Below are 16,289 nucleotides of genomic sequence, written 5' to 3' on the forward strand. Positions count from 1 at the left end.
GAACCGTGACGGTGCACTTCATCGGGGCCGGACCCGGTGCCGTCGACCTGCTGACCCTGCGGGCCCGCGACCTGATCGCGGCCTCCCCGGTCTGCCTCTACGCGGGCAGCCTGGTGCCGCCGCAGATGCTGGAGATCTGCCCGCCCGGGGCCCGCACCGTCGACACGGCGCTGATGACGCTCGACGAGATCCTGGACGAGATGGTGCGCGCGCACCGGCACGGGCTCGACGTCGCCCGGCTCGCCTCCGGTGACCCGTCGGTGTTCTCCGCGATGGCCGAGCAGATGCGCCGGCTGGAGGCGGCCGGCGTGCCCTACGACGTGTGCCCCGGCGTCCCCGCCTACGCGGCGGCGGCCGCGGCGCTGGGCCGCGAGCTCACCGTCCCCACGGTCGCCCAGACGGTCACCCTCACCCGGATCGCGGCGCGCGCGACCCCGATGCCGGAGAACGAGGGTCTCGACAAGCTGGGCAACGCCGGCGGCACCGTCGTGCTGCACCTGGCCGTGCACCGCATCGCCGAGGTCGTCGACGCGCTCGCCCCGTCCTACGGCGGCGACTGCCCGGCCGCGGTGGTGGCGCACGCGTCGCGCGCACACGAGATCGTGCTGCGGGGGACCCTGGAGCAGATGCCCAAGGCCGTCGACGAGGCAGGCATCCAGCGCACCGCCGTGATCATCGTCGGCGAGGCGCTCGCGGCCCGGCACTTCCCGGACTCGCACCTCTACAGCGCGGACCGCTGCCGGAGCTGACGACGCGGCGACCGCTCGTCGTCCGTTCGCCGCCCGACGGTGGCATCCGGGCGCGCGACGATCATCGATCGAACGCGCACGTGGCCCACTGGACGCACCCGATCGGAGGGTCGGCGTCGGGCGGTGGGAGGAAGCAGCCGTGCAGATCAGGACCGTCGTCACCGGGATCGCGGCCGCGGTCGGCATCGTGCTGGCGAGCGTCGTCGCCGCCCCCACGGCGGGCGCGGCACCCGCCCCGCCGACCGGGTGCCCGCAGATCGAGACGATCGCCGTACGCGGCAGCACCGAGGCCCAGGGCGGCGGCAGCATCGCGGGCCCGCAGGCGTCGTCGATCCAGTCACGGTCCGCGCAGACCGTCCGGACCCACGACCTGGTCTACCCGGCCTCGCTCGGCAACTACGCGAGCAGCGTGCGCCAGGGGGTGTCCGCGCTGCGCAGCAGGCTGGCGGCGACCTCCGCACAGTGTCCGTCCACCCGGTTCGTCCTGATCGGCTACTCGCAGGGCGCCCAGGTCATCGGGGACACCCTGGCCGCGGGCGGCGTACCCGGCGCCGACCGCATCCCGGCCGTGCTGCTCTTCGGCGACCCGACGTTCAACGGCCGCGAGAGCTACAACACCGGCAGCTACGCCGCGGCCCGCAACGGCGTGTTCGCCCGCTCGCGCGGCGCGCTGTCGGCCTACGCGTCCTCGATCCGCTCCTACTGCAACGCCACAGACAACTTCTGCCAGCGCGGGGCGACCGGCGCGGGGCACTACCGCTACGCGAGCGACCGGACCGCCGCCACGACGTTCGCCGTGCAGCGGATCGGCGGCTGAGCCCGGCTCAGTAGTCCTCGTGCCAGGCCCGGCCGTCGCGCTCGATCAGCGCGGTGGCCGAGGCCGGGCCGTGGCTGCCCGCGCTGTAGGGGCGCGGCCGCTGGTCGGTCGCCTCCCAGGTCCGCAGGATCGGCTCGGCCCACCGCCACGCGGCCTCGATCTCGTCGCGGCGCATGAACAGGGTCGGGTTGCCGCGCAGCACGTCCATGAGCAGCCGCTCGTAGGCGTCGGGCAGCCGGTCGCCGAAGGTGCGGGCGAAGCTCAGGTCCAGCGGCGCCGGGATCGGGCGGATCCCGCCGGGGCCGGGCTGCTTGGCCGTCATGTGCAGCCGCACCCCCTCGTCGGGCTGCAGCCGCAGGACGAGCCGGTTGGCCGGGATCTCCTCGCCGAACGCGGGGAAGATCGAGTGCCGGACCGGCTTGAACTGCACCACGATCTCCGACGCGTGGGTCGCGAGCCGCTTGCCGGTGCGCAGGTAGAACGGCACCCCGGCCCAGCGCCAGTTGGCGACCTCGGCGCGCAGCGCCACGAAGGTCTCGGTGGAGGAGCGCTCCCGCTCCCGCGGGGTCCCGGCGCGGGACTCGGCCAGCTCGGTGGCGTAGCCGGGCACCGCGGTGCCGTCGACGAGCCCCTCGACGTACTGCCCGCGCACGGTGTCGCGCACCACGTCCGGACCGTCGAGCGGCCGCAGCGACTGCAGGACCTTCAGCTTCTCGTCGCGCACGCCCTCGCCGTCGATCTTGGCAGGCGGCTCCATCGCGACCAGGCACAGCAGCTGCAGCAGGTGGTTCTGCACCATGTCGCGCAGCGCGCCGGAACCGTCGTAGTAGTCCGCGCGGTTCCCGACGCCGATCGACTCGGCGACGGTGATCTGCACGTGGTCGATCTGCGAGGCGTTCCAGAGCGGCTCGAACAGGGAGTTGCCGAAGCGCAGGACCAGCAGGTTCTGCACCGTCTCCTTACCGAGGTAGTGGTCGATCCGGTAGATCTGCTCCTCGGAGAACACCGAGCCGACCTCGTCGTTGATCGCCTGCGCCGACGCCAGGTCGGTGCCCAGCGGCTTCTCCAGCACGACGCGGGTGTGCTCGTCGACGATGCCGGCGGCCGCGCTGCCGACGCAGATCCGGCCGAACAGCTGCGGGGCGGAGGCGAGGTAGAGCACCCGGGTGCGGCCCGGCGAGGGCGCCCCGATCAGGTCCGACAGCAGCGACCAGTCGTCGTCGGCGACGTCGAGGGTCACGTGGTGCAGTCGGTCCAGGAAGCGGCGGTGCTGCGCGTCGTCGGCGCAGGCGTCGGGGCCGGCCCAGCGCGGGGCGGTGCGCCGCAGCTCGGAGTCGACCTTGTCGCGGTAGCCGGGGTCGTCGAGCCCGGAGCGGGACACGGCGACGATGCGGGTGTCGTCGGCGAGCTGGCCGTCGCGGTCGCGGAGGTAGAGCGCGGGCAGCAGCTTGCGCATCGCGAGATCGCCGGTGCCGCCGAACACGACGACGTCGGCGGGGGCCATGACGGGAAGGGGGTGCGGCACGAGCCGTCTCCTCGGTAAGCGAACGGGTGCGGGTCGAGCGGTGCCAGGGCCCGCATGACGGGCACTTCCGTACTGTACCGATTCCGTTCCGCCCGCGAAAGGCGGAAGGGGTGTGCGGTCAGGCCAGCCGGCCGGCCCCGTCCGACGGCGTTCCGGTGAACACGACCGGCTCGGTCCAGCCGCGCTGTGCGTAGGCCTCGCGCACCGACGCCGCGACCGCGGCCGCGGCGTCGGCCTCGACCAGCGCGATCACGCAGCCGCCGAAACCGCCGCCGGTCATCCGGGCGCCGGTCGCGCCGCCGGCGCGGGCCGCCTCCACCGCCACGTCGACGTGCGGGACGGTGATCTCGGAGTCGTCGCGCATCGAGGCGTGCGAGGCATCGAGCAGCGGCCCGATCGCCCGCGGGTCCGCGCCGCCGGTGAGCAGGCGCACGGTCTCGACGACCCGGTCGTTCTCGGTCACGATGTGCCGGGCCCGGCGGCGGATCCGCTCGTCGGCGATGCGGGACAGGTCGTCCGGGCCCGCGTCGCGCAGGGCCGCGACGCCGAGCGCCGCGGCCGCGGCCTCGCAGTCGGCACGCCGGGCGCCGTACTCGCCCGAGGCGTGTGCGTGCGGCGCACGGGTGTCGACGACCAGCAGCTCCAGGCCGTGCGCCGGCAGGTCGAAGGGTACGAGCTCGACGGTGTCGTCGCGGGTGTCGAGGAACACCAGCCGACCTGCGCGGCCGTGCATCGAGGCCATCTGGTCCATCCCGCCGGTGGGGGCGCCGACGAACTCGTTCTCCGCGCACCGCGCGATCCGGGCCAGCGTCGTGGGGTCGACGTCGATCCCGGCGAGTCCGGCGAGCGCGACGCCGACCGCGCACTCCACCGCGGCCGACGACGACAGCCCGGCCCCGACCGGCACGTCGGAGTCCAGCTCCAGCTCGACCTCGCCCACCGGGTACCCGGCCTCGCGGAACGCCCAGCAGGTCCCGGCCACGTAGGCGGCCCACCCCGGGACCTGGCCCGGCACCACCGATGCCGCGGAGAACTCCACCGCTCCGCCGGGCTCCTGCACCGACCGGACGCGGCTGCGGCCACCGGTCGCGGGCGCGGCGGCGACGACGGCCCGGTGCGGCAGCGCGAAGGGCAGCACGAAGCCGTCGTTGTAGTCGGTGTGCTCGCCGATCAGGTTGACCCGCCCGGGGGCGAACCAGACCCCGGTCGGGGCGGCCCCGTGACGGGTGGTGAAGGCGTCGGAGACGATGGACATGGCAGCTCCGGTCGTACTGGTGCGTGATCGCTGGCGGGCTCGGTGGCGGACTTTGTGGCGGACCCTGTGGCGGACTCGGTGGCCGGTCCGGGGCGCGGGCACGGTAGCCGACCCCCGCGCCGCGGGGCCGGGGAGCCGGGGCACGATGACCTCCGTGCCCGACGTGTCCGATCGCCTCGAGTCCGTCCTGAACGACCCGGTGACCTCCACCCTGCGCGGGCGGCTCGGCGCCTTCGGCGCGACCCGCGGTGGCGCGGTGCGCTTCGACCCGGAGGTGTCGCCGTTCGGGGCGCTCCCGCTCGACCGGGACGGCCACGGCAGCGCCGGTGACTGGGCCGACCTCGCGGCGCTGTGCGGGCCGGGCGGGGAGGTGGTCGTCGTGCGCTCCGCCGACGGGCCACCCCGGGTCCCGGCGGACTGGGAGCTGCTCCGTGCGATCCCCGGGGTGCAGATGGACGGCTCCGCGGTGCCGGGCGCGGCCGCCGACGACGTCGTCGAGCTGGGCCCGGCGGACCGGCCGGAGATGGCGGATCTCACCGCGCGCACCCGACCGGGGCCGTGGCTTGCGCGCACCGCCGAGCTGGGCCGCTACCTCGGCGTCCGCCACGACGGCCGGCTGGTCGCGATGGCGGGGGAGCGGATGCGCCTCGGCGGCGAGGGTGCCGCCGGGGCGACCGAGATCAGCGCGGTCTGCACCGACCCGCAGTACCGGGGCCGCGGTCTGGCCCGCCGCCTGGTCGACGCCGTCGCAGCCGGGATCGTCGCCCGCGGCGAGCGCCCCGTGCTGCACACGGCCGCCGACAACCACGGCGCGATCCGGCTCTACGAAGCGATGGGGTTCACGCTGGCCCGCGCGATGCGGTTCGACCTGCTGCGCGTGCCGCACCGCTGAGCGGCTCAGGCCGACAGGGCGGCGTCGACGGAGCCGGGGGAGAGCACCTCGTCGAGCACCAGGATCGCGCAGCCCATCACGCCGGAGCGCCCGCTGAGCAGGCCCGGCTCGATGCGCAGGTTCTGGGTGGCCGCGGCCATCGAGCGCCGGTAGATCGCCTCCCGCACGCCCGCGACGAGCGGGTCGAACGCCCCGACCAGGTCCCCGCCGATCGCGACCAGCGCGGGGTTGACCAGGTTCACCGCTGCGGCGAGGACCTCGCCGAGCCGGCGCCCGGCGATGCGCACCAGCCGCACCGCGTCCGGGTCGCCCTGCTTGACCAGCGCGACGACGTCGGCGATCGCGGTGACCGGCTGCCCGCACTCGGCGAGGTCGCGCACCAGGGCGCGGCCCGAGGCCAGCACCTCCAGGCAGTCGATGTTCCCGCAGCCGCAGCCGATGCCCGGCCCGTCGTGGACCGGGGTGTGCCCGATCTCGCCCGCCGCGCCCCAGGCGCCGCGCTGCAGCACCCCGCCGCAGACGAGCCCGGCACCGACCCCGGACCCGATCTTGACCATCAACAGGTCGTCGACGTCGGGATGCGCGTCGTGCTCGGCCAGGGCCATGACGTTCACGTCGTTGTCGACCAGCACCGGGGCCGGGAAGCGCGCGGTGAGCAGCGGCGGCAGCGCGATCCGCTCCCAGCCGGGCAGCGCGGGGACACCCACCGACCAGCCCCGCTCGCCGTCCACGGTGCCCGGGATCGACAACCCGATGCCGCGGATCGTCGCGTCGTCCACACCGGCGGTGAGCAGCAGCTTCTCCAGCCGGATGACCGCCTCGGAGAGCAGGTGCTCCGGACCGGCGGAGGCGGGGATGTCCACGACCTCCTCGGCGAGCACGGTGCCGGACAGGTCGCACACGGCAGCCTTGGACCGGCTGACCCCGACCGACAGCGCCAGCACGGTGCCGCCGGCGGCGTTGAACTCCAGGCGCGCGGCGGGGCGCCCGCCGGTCGCGGCGGCGCCGACCACCTCGGTGACCAGGCCGTCGGCGAGCAGCCGGTCGACGCGTGCGGCGACCGCGGTCCGGGACAGGCCGGTCTCGCGACCGATCTCGGTCCGGGTCCCGGCCACGCCGTCCCGGACCAGCCGGAAGATCTCGCCCGCCGTGGCGGGCGCGCTGGTCGGGGTGCGTCCTCGCATTCGTCCAGTGAACCACAGGGCTTCCACCTGGTGAAACGCTGATGCAGTCGCACTAACGTCTTGTGAGTACATAAGTCAGTCGATAGAGTGCTTATCGAACGGTTCGCCAGGCCCCCCACCCTCTGGAGATCGACGTACCGTGACCGCTTCCGTCCCGCTGCACCCCGTCGTCGACGCCGTCACCCGGCGGGTCGTCGCCCGCTCGGCCACCACCCGATCCGCCTACCTCGAGCGCATCCGTGCGGCCGCCGCCGCGGGGCCCGCAGCCGGTCCCGGCCGCGTCGACCTCGGATGCGCCAACCTCGCCCACGCCGTCGCCGCGTGCGGCCCGGACAAGCTGACGCTCACCGCGTCGCCCGCCCGCAACATCGGCATCGTCACCGCCTACAACGACATGCTCTCGGCGCACCAGCCGTTCGAGACCTACCCGGCGCGGATCAAGGCCGCGGCCCGCGCGGCGGGCGGGGTCGCCCAGGTCGCCGGTGGGGTCCCCGCCATGTGCGACGGGATCACCCAGGGCCGCGCGGGCATGGAGCTGTCGCTGTTCTCCCGCGACGTCATCGCGATGTCCACCGCGATCGCGCTGAGCCACGACATGTTCGACGCCGCCGTCCTGCTCGGGGTCTGCGACAAGATCGTCCCCGGCCTGGTGATGGGGGCGCTGTCCTTCGGCCACCTGCCGGTGCTGCTCGCCCCGGCCGGCCCGATGACCTCCGGCCTGCCGAACAAGGACAAGGCCCGCGTCCGACAGGCGTTCGCCGCGGGCGAGGCCGACCGCGCCGAGCTGCTCCGGGCCGAGTCGGCCAGCTACCACGGCCCCGGGACCTGCACCTTCTTCGGCACCGCGAACTCCAACCAGCTCCTGATGGAGGTCATGGGCCTGCACCTGCCGGGGTCGTCGTTCGTCAACCCCGGCACCGCGCTGCGCGACGCCCTGACCGACGAGGTCGCCCGCCGCGCACTCGCCGCCGCGGGGGACTCGGACCGGGCGATGGGCGCGGTCGTCGACGAGAAGGCCGTGGTCAACGGGATCGTCGCGCTGCTGGCCACCGGTGGCTCCACCAACCACACGATGCACCTGGTCGCGATGGCCGCCGCCGCGGGCGTGCAGATCACCTGGGACGACTTCTCGGACCTGTCCGCGGTCGTGCCGCTGCTGGCCCGGATCTACCCCAACGGCTCGGCGGACGTGAACCACTTCCACGCCGCGGGCGGCACGGCTCTGCTGGTCCGCGAGCTGCTCGACCACGGTCTGGCCCACGACGACGTCCGCACCGTCGACGGCCCCGGCCTGCGCCGCTACACCCGCGAACCCTTCCTGGACGGGGACACCGGGGCGCTGGTGTGGCGCGAGGGCACCACCGAGAGCCTGGACAAGTCGGTGCTCCGCTCGGTCGCCGACCCGTTCTCCCCGGACGGCGGGCTGCGCGTGCTGCACGGCAACCTCGGCCGGTCGGTGGTCAAGACCTCCGCCGTCGAGCCCGACCACCGCGTCGTCGAGGCACCGGCCGTGGTCTTCGACGACCAGGACGACCTGCTGGCCGCGTTCGCCGCGGGCGAGCTCGACGGGCGCGACCTGGTCGCCGTCGTCCGGTACCAGGGCCCGCGTGCCAACGGCATGCCCGAGCTGCACAAGCTGACCCCCGCGCTGGGGCTGCTGCAGGACCGCGGCCACCAGGTCGCGATCGTCACCGACGGCCGCATGTCCGGCGCCTCGGGCAAGGTCCCGGCCGCACTGCACGTCACCCCGGAGGCCGCACAGGGCGGACCGCTGCGCAGCGTCCGCGACGGCGACCTGGTACGTCTGGACACCCTGAACGGCACGCTGTCCCTGCTGGTCGACGCCGACGAGTTCGACGCCCGCGAGCCCGCCCGACCCACCCGCCCCTCCGGTCCGACGACCGGCACCGGTCGCGAGCTGTTCGGCGCGTTCCGGGCCGCGGTCGGACCCGCCGACGCCGGCGCGACCGTCGCCCTGCCCTACTGAGCCGCCCTGCCCCACCGAGAGGACCCCGCCCGTGAGCGAGAAGCTGCTGGAGCTGGCCCCCGTCGTCCCCGTCGTCGTGCTGCACGACGCGGCGACGGCCGTCCCGCTCGCCCGCGCCCTGGTCGACGGCGGGCTGCCGGTCATCGAGGTGACCCTGCGGACCCCGGCCGCGCTCGAGGGCGTCCGCCGGATCGCGGCCGAGGTGCCCGACGCCGTCGTCGGCACCGGGACCGTCCGCACCCCCGACGACGTGCGCGCCTCGGTCGAGGCGGGCGCCCGCTTCCTGGTCAGCCCCGGCGCGACGCCGCGGCTGCTCGACGCGATGGAGGACTCCGGACTGGACTTCCTCCCCGGCACCGCGACCATCTCGGAGATGATGGCCGTCGCCGAGCGCGGACACACCGCGTGCAAGTTCTTCCCGGCCGAGGCGGCGGGCGGGCGCCCGTTCCTGAAGGCCGTCGCCGGGCCGCTGCCGGACCTGCGGTTCTGCCCGACCGGCGGGATCACCGTCGACTCCGCGCCGGACTACCTCGCGTTGCCCACCGTCTCCTGCGTCGGGGGGTCCTGGCTGACCCCGGCCGACGCCGTCGCCGCGGGGGACTTCGACCGGATCCGCGGGCTCGCCGCGGCCGCCGCGGCGCTCGGCTGACGGTTCGGCGAACGCAGCACGGCCCGGGCCGCCAGCACGGCCAGCAGCACGTAGCCGAGGACCAGGGCCGCTCCGGCGATGTCGCTCACCGCGCCATGGTGGCGCCGCTGCGGCACGGGCGGGTGGGATCCGGACGCGATCCTGACGCCCGGGGACGGCACGAGGGGGCCGCGCCGGGGCGTCGGGCCGCCGGTGGTGTGCGCCTCGAACGGGCTGACGCCGACGCCGGCGGCCGTTAGGATCCCGTACCGGTGTGCCGGGAAGTCTGGTCGGAGAGCGCTGTCCGCTGCCCGCCCGACCTCCCCGGAGCCCCGTGAACACCGGTCCCGTGCCCACCACCCCCACCCGCCGACGCCTGTTCCCCCGCGGGTCCTGGCCGCGCGCCCGCCGGGTCGCCGACGTGCTGCGCACCGAGACCGTCGGCGGTGTCCTGCTCGTGAGCGCGGCGGCGGCGGCGCTGCTGTTCGCCAACTCGCCCTGGCGCGACGCCTACACCGCGCTGGCCGGGTTCACCGTCGGCCCCGCCGCGCTGCACCTGGACCTGTCGCTCGCGACCTGGGCCGCCGACGGGCTGCTGGCGGTCTTCTTCTTCGTCGTCGGGCTGGAGCTCAAGCGCGAGTTCCTGGCCGGGGACCTGCGTGACCCGCGCACGGCGCTGCTCCCGGTCGCCGCGGCCGTCGGCGGCATGGCGGTGCCCGCCCTGATCTACGTCGCGATCAACCTCGCGAACCCCGACGCCCTGGTCGGTTGGGCCATCCCGACCGCCACCGACATCGCCTTCGCCCTCGCGGTGCTCGCCGTGATCGGGACCCACCTGCCGACCGCGTTGCGGACCTTCCTGCTGACCCTCGCCGTCGTCGACGACCTGCTGGCCATCACCGTGATCGCCGTGTTCTACACCGACCGGCTGTCGGTGGCCGCGCTGCTCGGCGCGCTCGTCCCGCTCGCGCTGTTCACCCTCGCGGTGCAGCGCGGGGTCCGGTCCTGGTGGGTGCTGCTACCGCTCGCCGCCCTGACCTGGGTGCTCGTCCACGCATCGGGGGTGCACGCCACCGTCGCCGGGGTGCTGCTCGGCTTCGTGGTGCCGGTCCTCGGTCGGCGCCGGGTGCACGGGGTGTCGCTGTCGGAGCACTTCGAGCACCGGTGGCGCCCGCTGTCGGCCGGGTTCGCGGTACCGGTGTTCGCCTTCTTCGCCGCCGGGGTCACCGTCGTCGGCGGCAACGGCAACGGCGACGGCGGGGGCGGGGGCGGGGGCATCGGTGCCGCCCTGGCCGACACCGTCACCCTCGGTGTCGTCGCGGGGCTGGTGGTCGGCAAGACCGTGGGCGTGCTCGGCGCGACGTGGCTGGTGCAGCGGTGCACCCGGGCCGAGCTGTCCGACGACCTGTCCTGGTGGGACCTGCTCGGCCTCGCGCAGCTCGCCGGGATCGGGTTCACCGTGTCGCTGCTCGTGGGTGAGCTGGCCTTCGGCACCGGCACCCCGCAGGACGACCACGTGAAGATCGGTGTGCTCGGCGGCTCGCTGCTCGCGGCGCTGCTCGCGACAGTGGTGCTGCGCACCCGCAACGCCCACTACCGGCGGATCCGGGACGTCGAGTCCCAGCAGGAGGACCGGACCCGCCCGGACGGCTGAGGGCCGCTCAGCGGTGGTCGGCGCGGGCCGCCGCGTGCTGCACCGCCGCCGGGGACAGACCGCGACGCCCGTGGTCCCAGTCCCCGGTGTCCGGGCGCGCGCAGGGCAGGGCGTGCACGAAGCTGCGCACGGGCCCGCCGTCGGGCGCCGTCCCGCCGTGGGTGCGCATCCGCAGCGGCTCGGCCGTCGGGTCGATCGGGTTGAGGCAGCGATCGCAGAGCGCGTCCCGGATCACGCCGCCCACCGACCGGCCGGGACCACGGTGCCCGCGGGGACGCACGCCTCGACGTGCACGACGGCCTCGCGCCAGGTCACCTCGCCCGCCGCGTCGGCCGACTCGATGTGGGACAACCGGTAGACGCGCTCGGTCGCGGTGTCGACGGGGGCGAAGCAGCGTTCGCAGAGCTGGATCATCGGGCTCGACCTCGCGGCTCTCTCTCGGGATCGGACGGCCAGGATCCACCCACCGGCCATCATCCGGACACCGGAACGTGACCGGCGCCGCTGTGTGGTGCGCCCCACCTGACCTGCGGCGCCGTCATCGATGACCGGGCGGGCGGTGTCGCGGCGGGGATAGGCGAGGGCCCCGTCCTAGACTCGGCGGTTCCCCCGTACCCGACCGCTCCGGGAGTTCCTCCGTGCGCTTCGTGCACGCCGCCGACCTGCACCTCGACAGCCCGCTGCGCGGCCTGTCGCGGCTCGGGGACTCCGAGCTCGCCGCGACGCTGCGCGCGGCGACCCGGCGGGCCTGCGAGAACCTCGTCGACGCGGTCGTCGACTCCCGGGCCGAGGCGCTGGTGCTGGCCGGCGACGTCTACGACGGCGACTGGAAGGACTACGCGACCGGCGCGTTCTTCGTCCGGCAGCTGTCGCGGCTGCACGACGAGGGCATCCCGGTGTTCCTCATCAGCGGCAACCACGACGCCGAGTCCGAGATCACCCGGTCGCTGCGGCTCCCGCCGACCACCCGCCGGCTCTCGGTGGACGCCCCCGAGACCGTCGTCGACGACGACCTCGGCCTCGCCGTGCACGGCCAGGGCTTCGCCCGCCGCGCGGTCCTGGAGAACCTCGTGCCCGCCTACCCCGACCGGATCCCCGGCCTGGTCAACGTCGGCATGCTGCACACCTCGGTGCAGGGCGACGACCGGCACGACACCTACGCCCCCTGCCGCCCCGAGGACCTGTCCGGCTGCGGCTACGAGTACTTCGCCCTCGGCCACGTGCACGAGCAGCGCGCGGTCTGCGAGGGCCCGCACCCGGCCTGGTTCTCCGGGAACCTGCAGGGCCGCCACCCGCAGGAGCGCGGTGCGAAGGGCGCCCTGCTCGTCGACGCGGCCCCCGGCGCAGCGGCGACGGTCACCCCGCTCGTCCTCGACGTCGCCCGCTGGGAGCTCGTCGAGGTCGACATCACCGGCCTGGGCGGCGCCGACGACGTCTACGACGCCGTCGAGGTCGCGCTGCGCGAGCGCTGCGTGGTGGCCGCGCCGCGGACCGTCGTCGCCCAGGTCACGCTGTACGGCGCGGGCCAGGCCGCCGCGGACCTCACCTCCGCGGACGGGGTCCGCACCGAGCTGGAGCTGCTCGCCGAGCGCTGCGGAGCGGTCCTGGAGAAGGTCCGCAACCGCACCCGGCCGCCCGCCGGAGCGCTCGCCGTCGACCCGGAGCTGACGGCGGCGGTGTCCGCGGCCGCGGCCGGCCTGGCCGCCGAGCCGGACCGCATCCGCGAGCTCGCCGCCCCGCTGGAACGCGAGGTCGGCCGCCGGCTGCGCGAGGCGGGCCTGCTGGACCTGCGCGACGACGAGCGACTCGCCGCGCTCGCCCGCCAGGCCGAGCAGCAGCTGCTGGCCCGGATGGCCGGGTCGTGAGCCCGACCGCCCGGCTGCGCACCCTGGTCCTGGAGCGCTACGGCGCCTACGAGGGCCGTGAGCTGACCCTCGGCGAGGGGCTGACGATCGTGTCCGGCCCCAACGAGGCGGGCAAGACCACCCTGCTCGACGCCCTGTCCGACCTGCTGTGGGGGATGCCCCGCCCGGTGCGCCACGCCTACGCCGTCGGCCCGTCGCGGCTGGCCGTCTCGGCCCGGGTCACCGGCGCCGACGGGGAGACCGTGCTGCGCCGCACCACCCGCGGCCTGCACGACGACACCGGCGCCGTCGCCGACCCGCCCTGGGGCGAGTCCGGTGCCGACGCCCGGCGCCGCTGGCGGGAGGGCTTCGGGCTCGGCCACGAGGACCTGCGCGAGGGCGGCCGGGCCCTGTGCGCGGGTGAGGGGGACCTCGCCGAGCTGGTGTTCACCGCGCGCAGCGGCCGCGACGCCCGAGCCCTGATCGCCGCACTGGACACCGAGGCCGACGCCCTGTTCAAGGAGCACCGGGGCAACCGGTCGGTCGAGGTGCGGGCGGCGTTCGCCCGGTTCACCGCGACCGAGAAGGCCGTGGAGGAGCGGGTCTCGCGGGCCGGTGAGGTCACGGCGCTGGCCGAGGAGATCGCCCGGCTGGAGCGCCGCGCCGCGGAGCTGACCCGCACCCGTCGCGGGGCGGCGGTGGCGGCGGAGAAGGCCCGGCAGGCCGTCCGCGCCCAGGAGCCGGCCCGGGAGCTGGCCGCGCTGCGGGCCGAGCGCGCCGCGCTGTGTGCGACCGGCGCCGCCCTGGATGCGGCCTCCCTGGAGGAGTACACCCGCGCCACCGCCGCGCTGGCCGACGCCGAGACCGCCCGCGACGAGCACCGCGCCACCGCCGACGCGCTGCGGGCCCGGCGCGCCGAGCTCGACCTCGACGAGGACCTGCTCGCCGACGCCACCCGGGTCCGCGAGCTGGAGTCCGCCGCCCAGGCCCGGCGCGCCGACGCCGAGCGGGCGGCCCGGCTGCGCGCCGAGGCCGCCGAGGCCCACCGTCGCGCCGAGACCGCGCTGGCCGGACTGGTCGCCGAGGACGGGCGCAGCCCCGCCGACCGGCTCGCCGCCGTCCACCTGCCGGCCGACCGTGCCCGTGATCTCGACGAGCACGCCCGACGCCTCACCGAGGCGATCGCCGAGCAGACCAGGGCGGAGCGGCTGCACGCCGACGCGCTCGCCGAGGTCCGCGAGGTGGCCGACGTCCCGGGCGGTCTCGACGCCGACCGGGTCGGCCGGGTCGCCGAGGTCCGGCGCGCGATCGAGGCCGAGGGCTCGGCCGCCGCGCTGTGCCGGGCCGCCGTCGCCGAGCGCGACGCCGCCCGTGGCCGCCGTGCCGAGGCGCTCGTCGCGGCCGGGTACCGCGGCACCCCCGACGGCCCCACGGTGGACGGCCCCACGGTGGACGGCCCCGCGGTGGACGGCCCCGCGGTGGACGGCACAGGGGTGGTCGGTCCCGGCGTGCTGGCCCCGCCGCGCCGTGAGGTCCGGGAGCTGCGGGCCGCACTGCGCGCCGCGGAGTCCGACCAGCGGGGGGCCGAGCGGGCCGCCGCGGACGCCGCGGACCGCGCGCACCGGGCAAGGGCCGCCCGCGACGGGGTGGCCGCCGACGGCCGCCCGGTCGGCGCGGACGCGCTCGCCGCCGCCCGGGCCGCCCGCGACGCCGCGCTGGACGAGCTGCTCGCCGCCGGGCCGGACGGCGCCGCCGCGGCCGCGGGCAGGCTCTCGGCCGCCCTCGCCGGGGCCGACCGGGTCGCCGACGACATGATCGCCTCCGCGGACCGGGTCGCCGAGCTGGCGCACCGCGACGCCGAGCTCGACACCGCCGACGCCGAGGCCGCCCGCACCGCGGCCGCCGCCACCGCGGCCGCGGAGCGCACCGCCGCCGCGGCCGCGGCCTGGGCGACGCTGTGGCGGGCGCACGGCGTCGCCGTCCCGGACCCGGACGACGCCGACGCCGTCGTCGCCGCGCTGACCGAGGCCGCCCGCGCCGAGGACGACGCCGCCCGCGCCGACGAGCGTCTCGCCCGGCTGCGCGACCAGGCCGAGGTGCAGGAGCGGGCGCTGGCTTCCGCGCTCGCCGCGGCCGGGCGCCCGCGCGACGGCGCCCCGCTGGACGTGCTGCTCGTCGCCGCCGCGGACCTCGCCACCGAGGCCGAGCACGCCCGCGACCGGCGGGTGCTGCTGGCCCGGCTGCGCAGCGAGGCCGAACGCGCCGGGGGAGCGGCCGATGCCGCCCGGCACGAGCGCGAGCTGGCCGCCCAGCGCTGGCGGTTCGCGCTGCGCGGCGCCGGACTGCCCACCGATCTGGAGCCCGCGGGCTGGGACACCCGCCGCGACACCGTCGCCGACGCCCGGACCGCGGGGGCACTCGCCCGCCAGGACGACGAGGAGGCCCGCCGCCTGGAGCGCGCCGTCGCCGTACACGGGCGGGCGGTCGTCGCGCTGGTGGAGCGGCACCTGGAGCCCGCGCCGACCGGTACCGATGCCGTGGACCGGCTCGGTGAGCTCGCCGACCGGGTCCGCGAGGTCACCAAGGCCGCGGTCTCGGCGGGCCACCTCGACGACGGCATCGCCGCCGCCGAGGACGACGCCACCCGCGCCGCCCGCAGCGCGGCCGCGGCCACCGCGGTGCTGGACCGGCTCGCCGTCGAGCTGGCGCTGACCGAGGCCCCGGAGCCGGGTGGGCTGGAGGCCGCGGCGCAGCGCGGCGCGCACGTCGCCGTGCTCGACACCCGCATCGCCGAGCAGGAGCGGCTGCTGGCCGCCGCGGCGCCCGACCTCGACGCGGACGAGCTGGTCACCGCCGCCCCGGACACCGAGCCCGGTGCGCTGACCGAGGCGCTCGACCGGGCGCAGGCCCACGAGCGCGAGCTCGGGGCCGAGCAGGACGAGGTCCGTGAGCAGCTGGGCGGGCTGCGGGCCCGGCGCCGCGAGCTGGAGGAGGCCGAGGGCGCCGCCGAGCTGCACGCCCGCGCCCAGTCCGAGCTGGCGGGCGTCGCCGACGCCGCGGAGCGCTACCTGGTGCTGCACCTGCAGCGCGAGATCCTGCGCCGCGAGCTGGAGGCCTACGAACGCAGCCACGCCTCCCCGCTGCTGGTCCGCGCCGGGGTGGTGCTCGAACGCCTCACCGGCGGCCGGTTCGTCGCGCTGCGGCCCCCGGCCGAGGCGGGCGGCACCGGACGCAGCCTGGTCGCGGTGCGGGCCGACGGCGAGGAGCTCGCGCCGACCCGGCTCTCGGAGGGCACCGCCGACCAGGTGCACCTCGCGCTGCGCCTGGCCGGGATCGAGCAGCTGCAGGCCGACCGGGTCGCCGCCGGGCTGCCGACGGTGCCGGTCGTGTTCGACGACGTCCTCATGACCTTCGACGACGAGCGCGGCGCCGCCGCCGTCGCCGTGCTGGGGGAGCTGGCCGCCACCGCGCAGGTGCTGCTGTTCACCCACCACGAGCACGTCGACGGCGGCGGCGGCCAGCGTCGCCGTGCTGGGGGAGCTGGCCGCCACCGCGCAGGTGCTGCTGTTCACCCACCACGAGCACGTCGTCGGCCTCGCCCGGGACGCGGGTGTCGCGTTCACCGTGGCCGAGCTGGGGCCGCCCGCCCCGGTCGAGGTCGTCGGCGACCCCGACACCGCCCGCGCGACCCCGCTGGCCGGCTGAGCGGAGCGATCACGGAGACTCACCGACGTGGACGCGTGCGGTGAACGGT

The 16,289-nt window shown here is 76.3% G+C and carries 13 protein-coding genes; 8 read left to right on the forward strand and 5 right to left on the reverse strand.

Going from position 1 to position 16,289, the window contains the following annotated elements:
* Positions 1 to 5 precede the first annotated feature (5 nt).
* Entirely contained in the window at positions 6 to 749 is a 744-nt protein-coding gene (cobM, locus tag Ae505Ps2_RS21605; RefSeq protein ID WP_075306527.1) for a precorrin-4 C(11)-methyltransferase, read from the forward strand.
* 139 nt (positions 750 to 888) lie between these two features.
* Positions 889 to 1,566 carry a cutinase family protein gene (locus Ae505Ps2_RS21610; protein ID WP_075553937.1) on the forward strand — a complete coding sequence of 226 codons (678 nt, stop codon included), beginning with the start codon at positions 889 to 891 and terminating at the stop codon, positions 1,564 to 1,566.
* Positions 1,567 to 1,573: 7 nt separating this feature from the next.
* Here Ae505Ps2_RS21610 and zwf read toward each other — a convergent pair whose 3' ends face one another.
* On the reverse strand, positions 1,574 to 3,091 hold the full coding sequence (gene zwf, locus Ae505Ps2_RS21615; RefSeq protein WP_198932174.1) for a glucose-6-phosphate dehydrogenase: 1,518 nt from the start codon (positions 3,089 to 3,091) through the stop codon (positions 1,574 to 1,576).
* Between the two features lie 118 nt (positions 3,092 to 3,209).
* Positions 3,210 to 4,346: a galactokinase gene (galK, locus tag Ae505Ps2_RS21620; protein WP_075306525.1), complete on the reverse strand. Its 1,137-nt coding sequence runs from the start codon at positions 4,344 to 4,346 to the stop codon at positions 3,210 to 3,212.
* Positions 4,347 to 4,500: 154 nt separating this feature from the next.
* Here galK and Ae505Ps2_RS21625 point away from each other — a divergent pair, with 154 nt between their 5' ends.
* A complete protein-coding gene (locus Ae505Ps2_RS21625; RefSeq protein ID WP_337819505.1) occupies positions 4,501 to 5,238 on the forward strand; it encodes a GNAT family N-acetyltransferase in 738 nt (245 codons plus the stop codon).
* 5 nt (positions 5,239 to 5,243) lie between these two features.
* On the opposite strand, the gene Ae505Ps2_RS21630 is transcribed toward Ae505Ps2_RS21625, so the two are convergent.
* Positions 5,244 to 6,422 (reverse strand): ROK family transcriptional regulator, encoded by a 1,179-nt coding sequence (locus Ae505Ps2_RS21630; protein ID WP_075306521.1) that lies wholly within the window; start codon positions 6,420 to 6,422, stop codon positions 5,244 to 5,246.
* A gap of 139 nt (positions 6,423 to 6,561) precedes the next feature.
* Here Ae505Ps2_RS21630 and edd point away from each other — a divergent pair, with 139 nt between their 5' ends.
* From edd to nhaA, 3 genes are all read left to right on the forward strand, one after another.
* Positions 6,562 to 8,409 carry a phosphogluconate dehydratase gene (edd, locus tag Ae505Ps2_RS21635; protein WP_075306519.1) on the forward strand — a complete coding sequence of 616 codons (1,848 nt, stop codon included), beginning with the start codon at positions 6,562 to 6,564 and terminating at the stop codon, positions 8,407 to 8,409.
* Positions 8,410 to 8,440: 31 nt separating this feature from the next.
* Positions 8,441 to 9,058: a bifunctional 4-hydroxy-2-oxoglutarate aldolase/2-dehydro-3-deoxy-phosphogluconate aldolase gene (gene eda, locus Ae505Ps2_RS21640; protein WP_020627317.1), complete on the forward strand. Its 618-nt coding sequence runs from the start codon at positions 8,441 to 8,443 to the stop codon at positions 9,056 to 9,058.
* 328 nt (positions 9,059 to 9,386) lie between these two features.
* Positions 9,387 to 10,691 (forward strand): Na+/H+ antiporter NhaA, encoded by a 1,305-nt coding sequence (gene nhaA, locus Ae505Ps2_RS21645; protein ID WP_075554291.1) that lies wholly within the window; start codon positions 9,387 to 9,389, stop codon positions 10,689 to 10,691.
* A 7-nt stretch (positions 10,692 to 10,698) separates the two neighbouring features.
* Here nhaA and Ae505Ps2_RS21650 read toward each other — a convergent pair whose 3' ends face one another.
* On the reverse strand, positions 10,699 to 10,926 hold the full coding sequence (locus tag Ae505Ps2_RS21650; protein ID WP_139318720.1) for a hypothetical protein: 228 nt from the start codon (positions 10,924 to 10,926) through the stop codon (positions 10,699 to 10,701).
* Positions 10,923 to 11,105, reverse strand: coding sequence for a hypothetical protein (locus Ae505Ps2_RS21655; RefSeq protein ID WP_020627314.1), 183 nt, complete (start codon positions 11,103 to 11,105; stop codon positions 10,923 to 10,925). The genes Ae505Ps2_RS21650 and Ae505Ps2_RS21655 overlap by 4 nt, the downstream gene beginning before the upstream one ends.
* 224 nt (positions 11,106 to 11,329) lie before the next feature.
* Here Ae505Ps2_RS21655 and Ae505Ps2_RS21660 point away from each other — a divergent pair, with 224 nt between their 5' ends.
* Both Ae505Ps2_RS21660 and Ae505Ps2_RS21665 read left to right on the forward strand, forming a co-directional pair.
* A complete protein-coding gene (locus Ae505Ps2_RS21660; RefSeq protein ID WP_075306513.1) occupies positions 11,330 to 12,556 on the forward strand; it encodes a DNA repair exonuclease in 1,227 nt (408 codons plus the stop codon).
* On the forward strand, positions 12,553 to 16,284 hold the full coding sequence (locus Ae505Ps2_RS21665; RefSeq protein WP_075553938.1) for an AAA family ATPase: 3,732 nt from the start codon (positions 12,553 to 12,555) through the stop codon (positions 16,282 to 16,284). The genes Ae505Ps2_RS21660 and Ae505Ps2_RS21665 overlap by 4 nt, the downstream gene beginning before the upstream one ends.
* Positions 16,285 to 16,289 lie beyond the last annotated feature (5 nt).

Source organism: Pseudonocardia sp. Ae505_Ps2 (assembly GCF_001932425.1).
Taxonomy (GTDB): domain Bacteria; phylum Actinomycetota; class Actinomycetes; order Mycobacteriales; family Pseudonocardiaceae; genus Pseudonocardia.

What these genes read in the sequence shown, in the direction of transcription:
- galK (WP_075306525.1), bottom strand. Translation starts at nt 4,346, where the DNA reads ATGTCCATCGTCTCCGACGCCTTCACCACCCGTCACGGGGCCGCCCCG.
- Ae505Ps2_RS21630 (WP_075306521.1), bottom strand. Translation starts at nt 6,422, where the DNA reads ATGCGAGGACGCACCCCGACCAGCGCGCCCGCCACGGCGGGCGAGATC.
- Ae505Ps2_RS21655 (WP_020627314.1), bottom strand. Translation starts at nt 11,105, where the DNA reads ATGATCCAGCTCTGCGAACGCTGCTTCGCCCCCGTCGACACCGCGACC.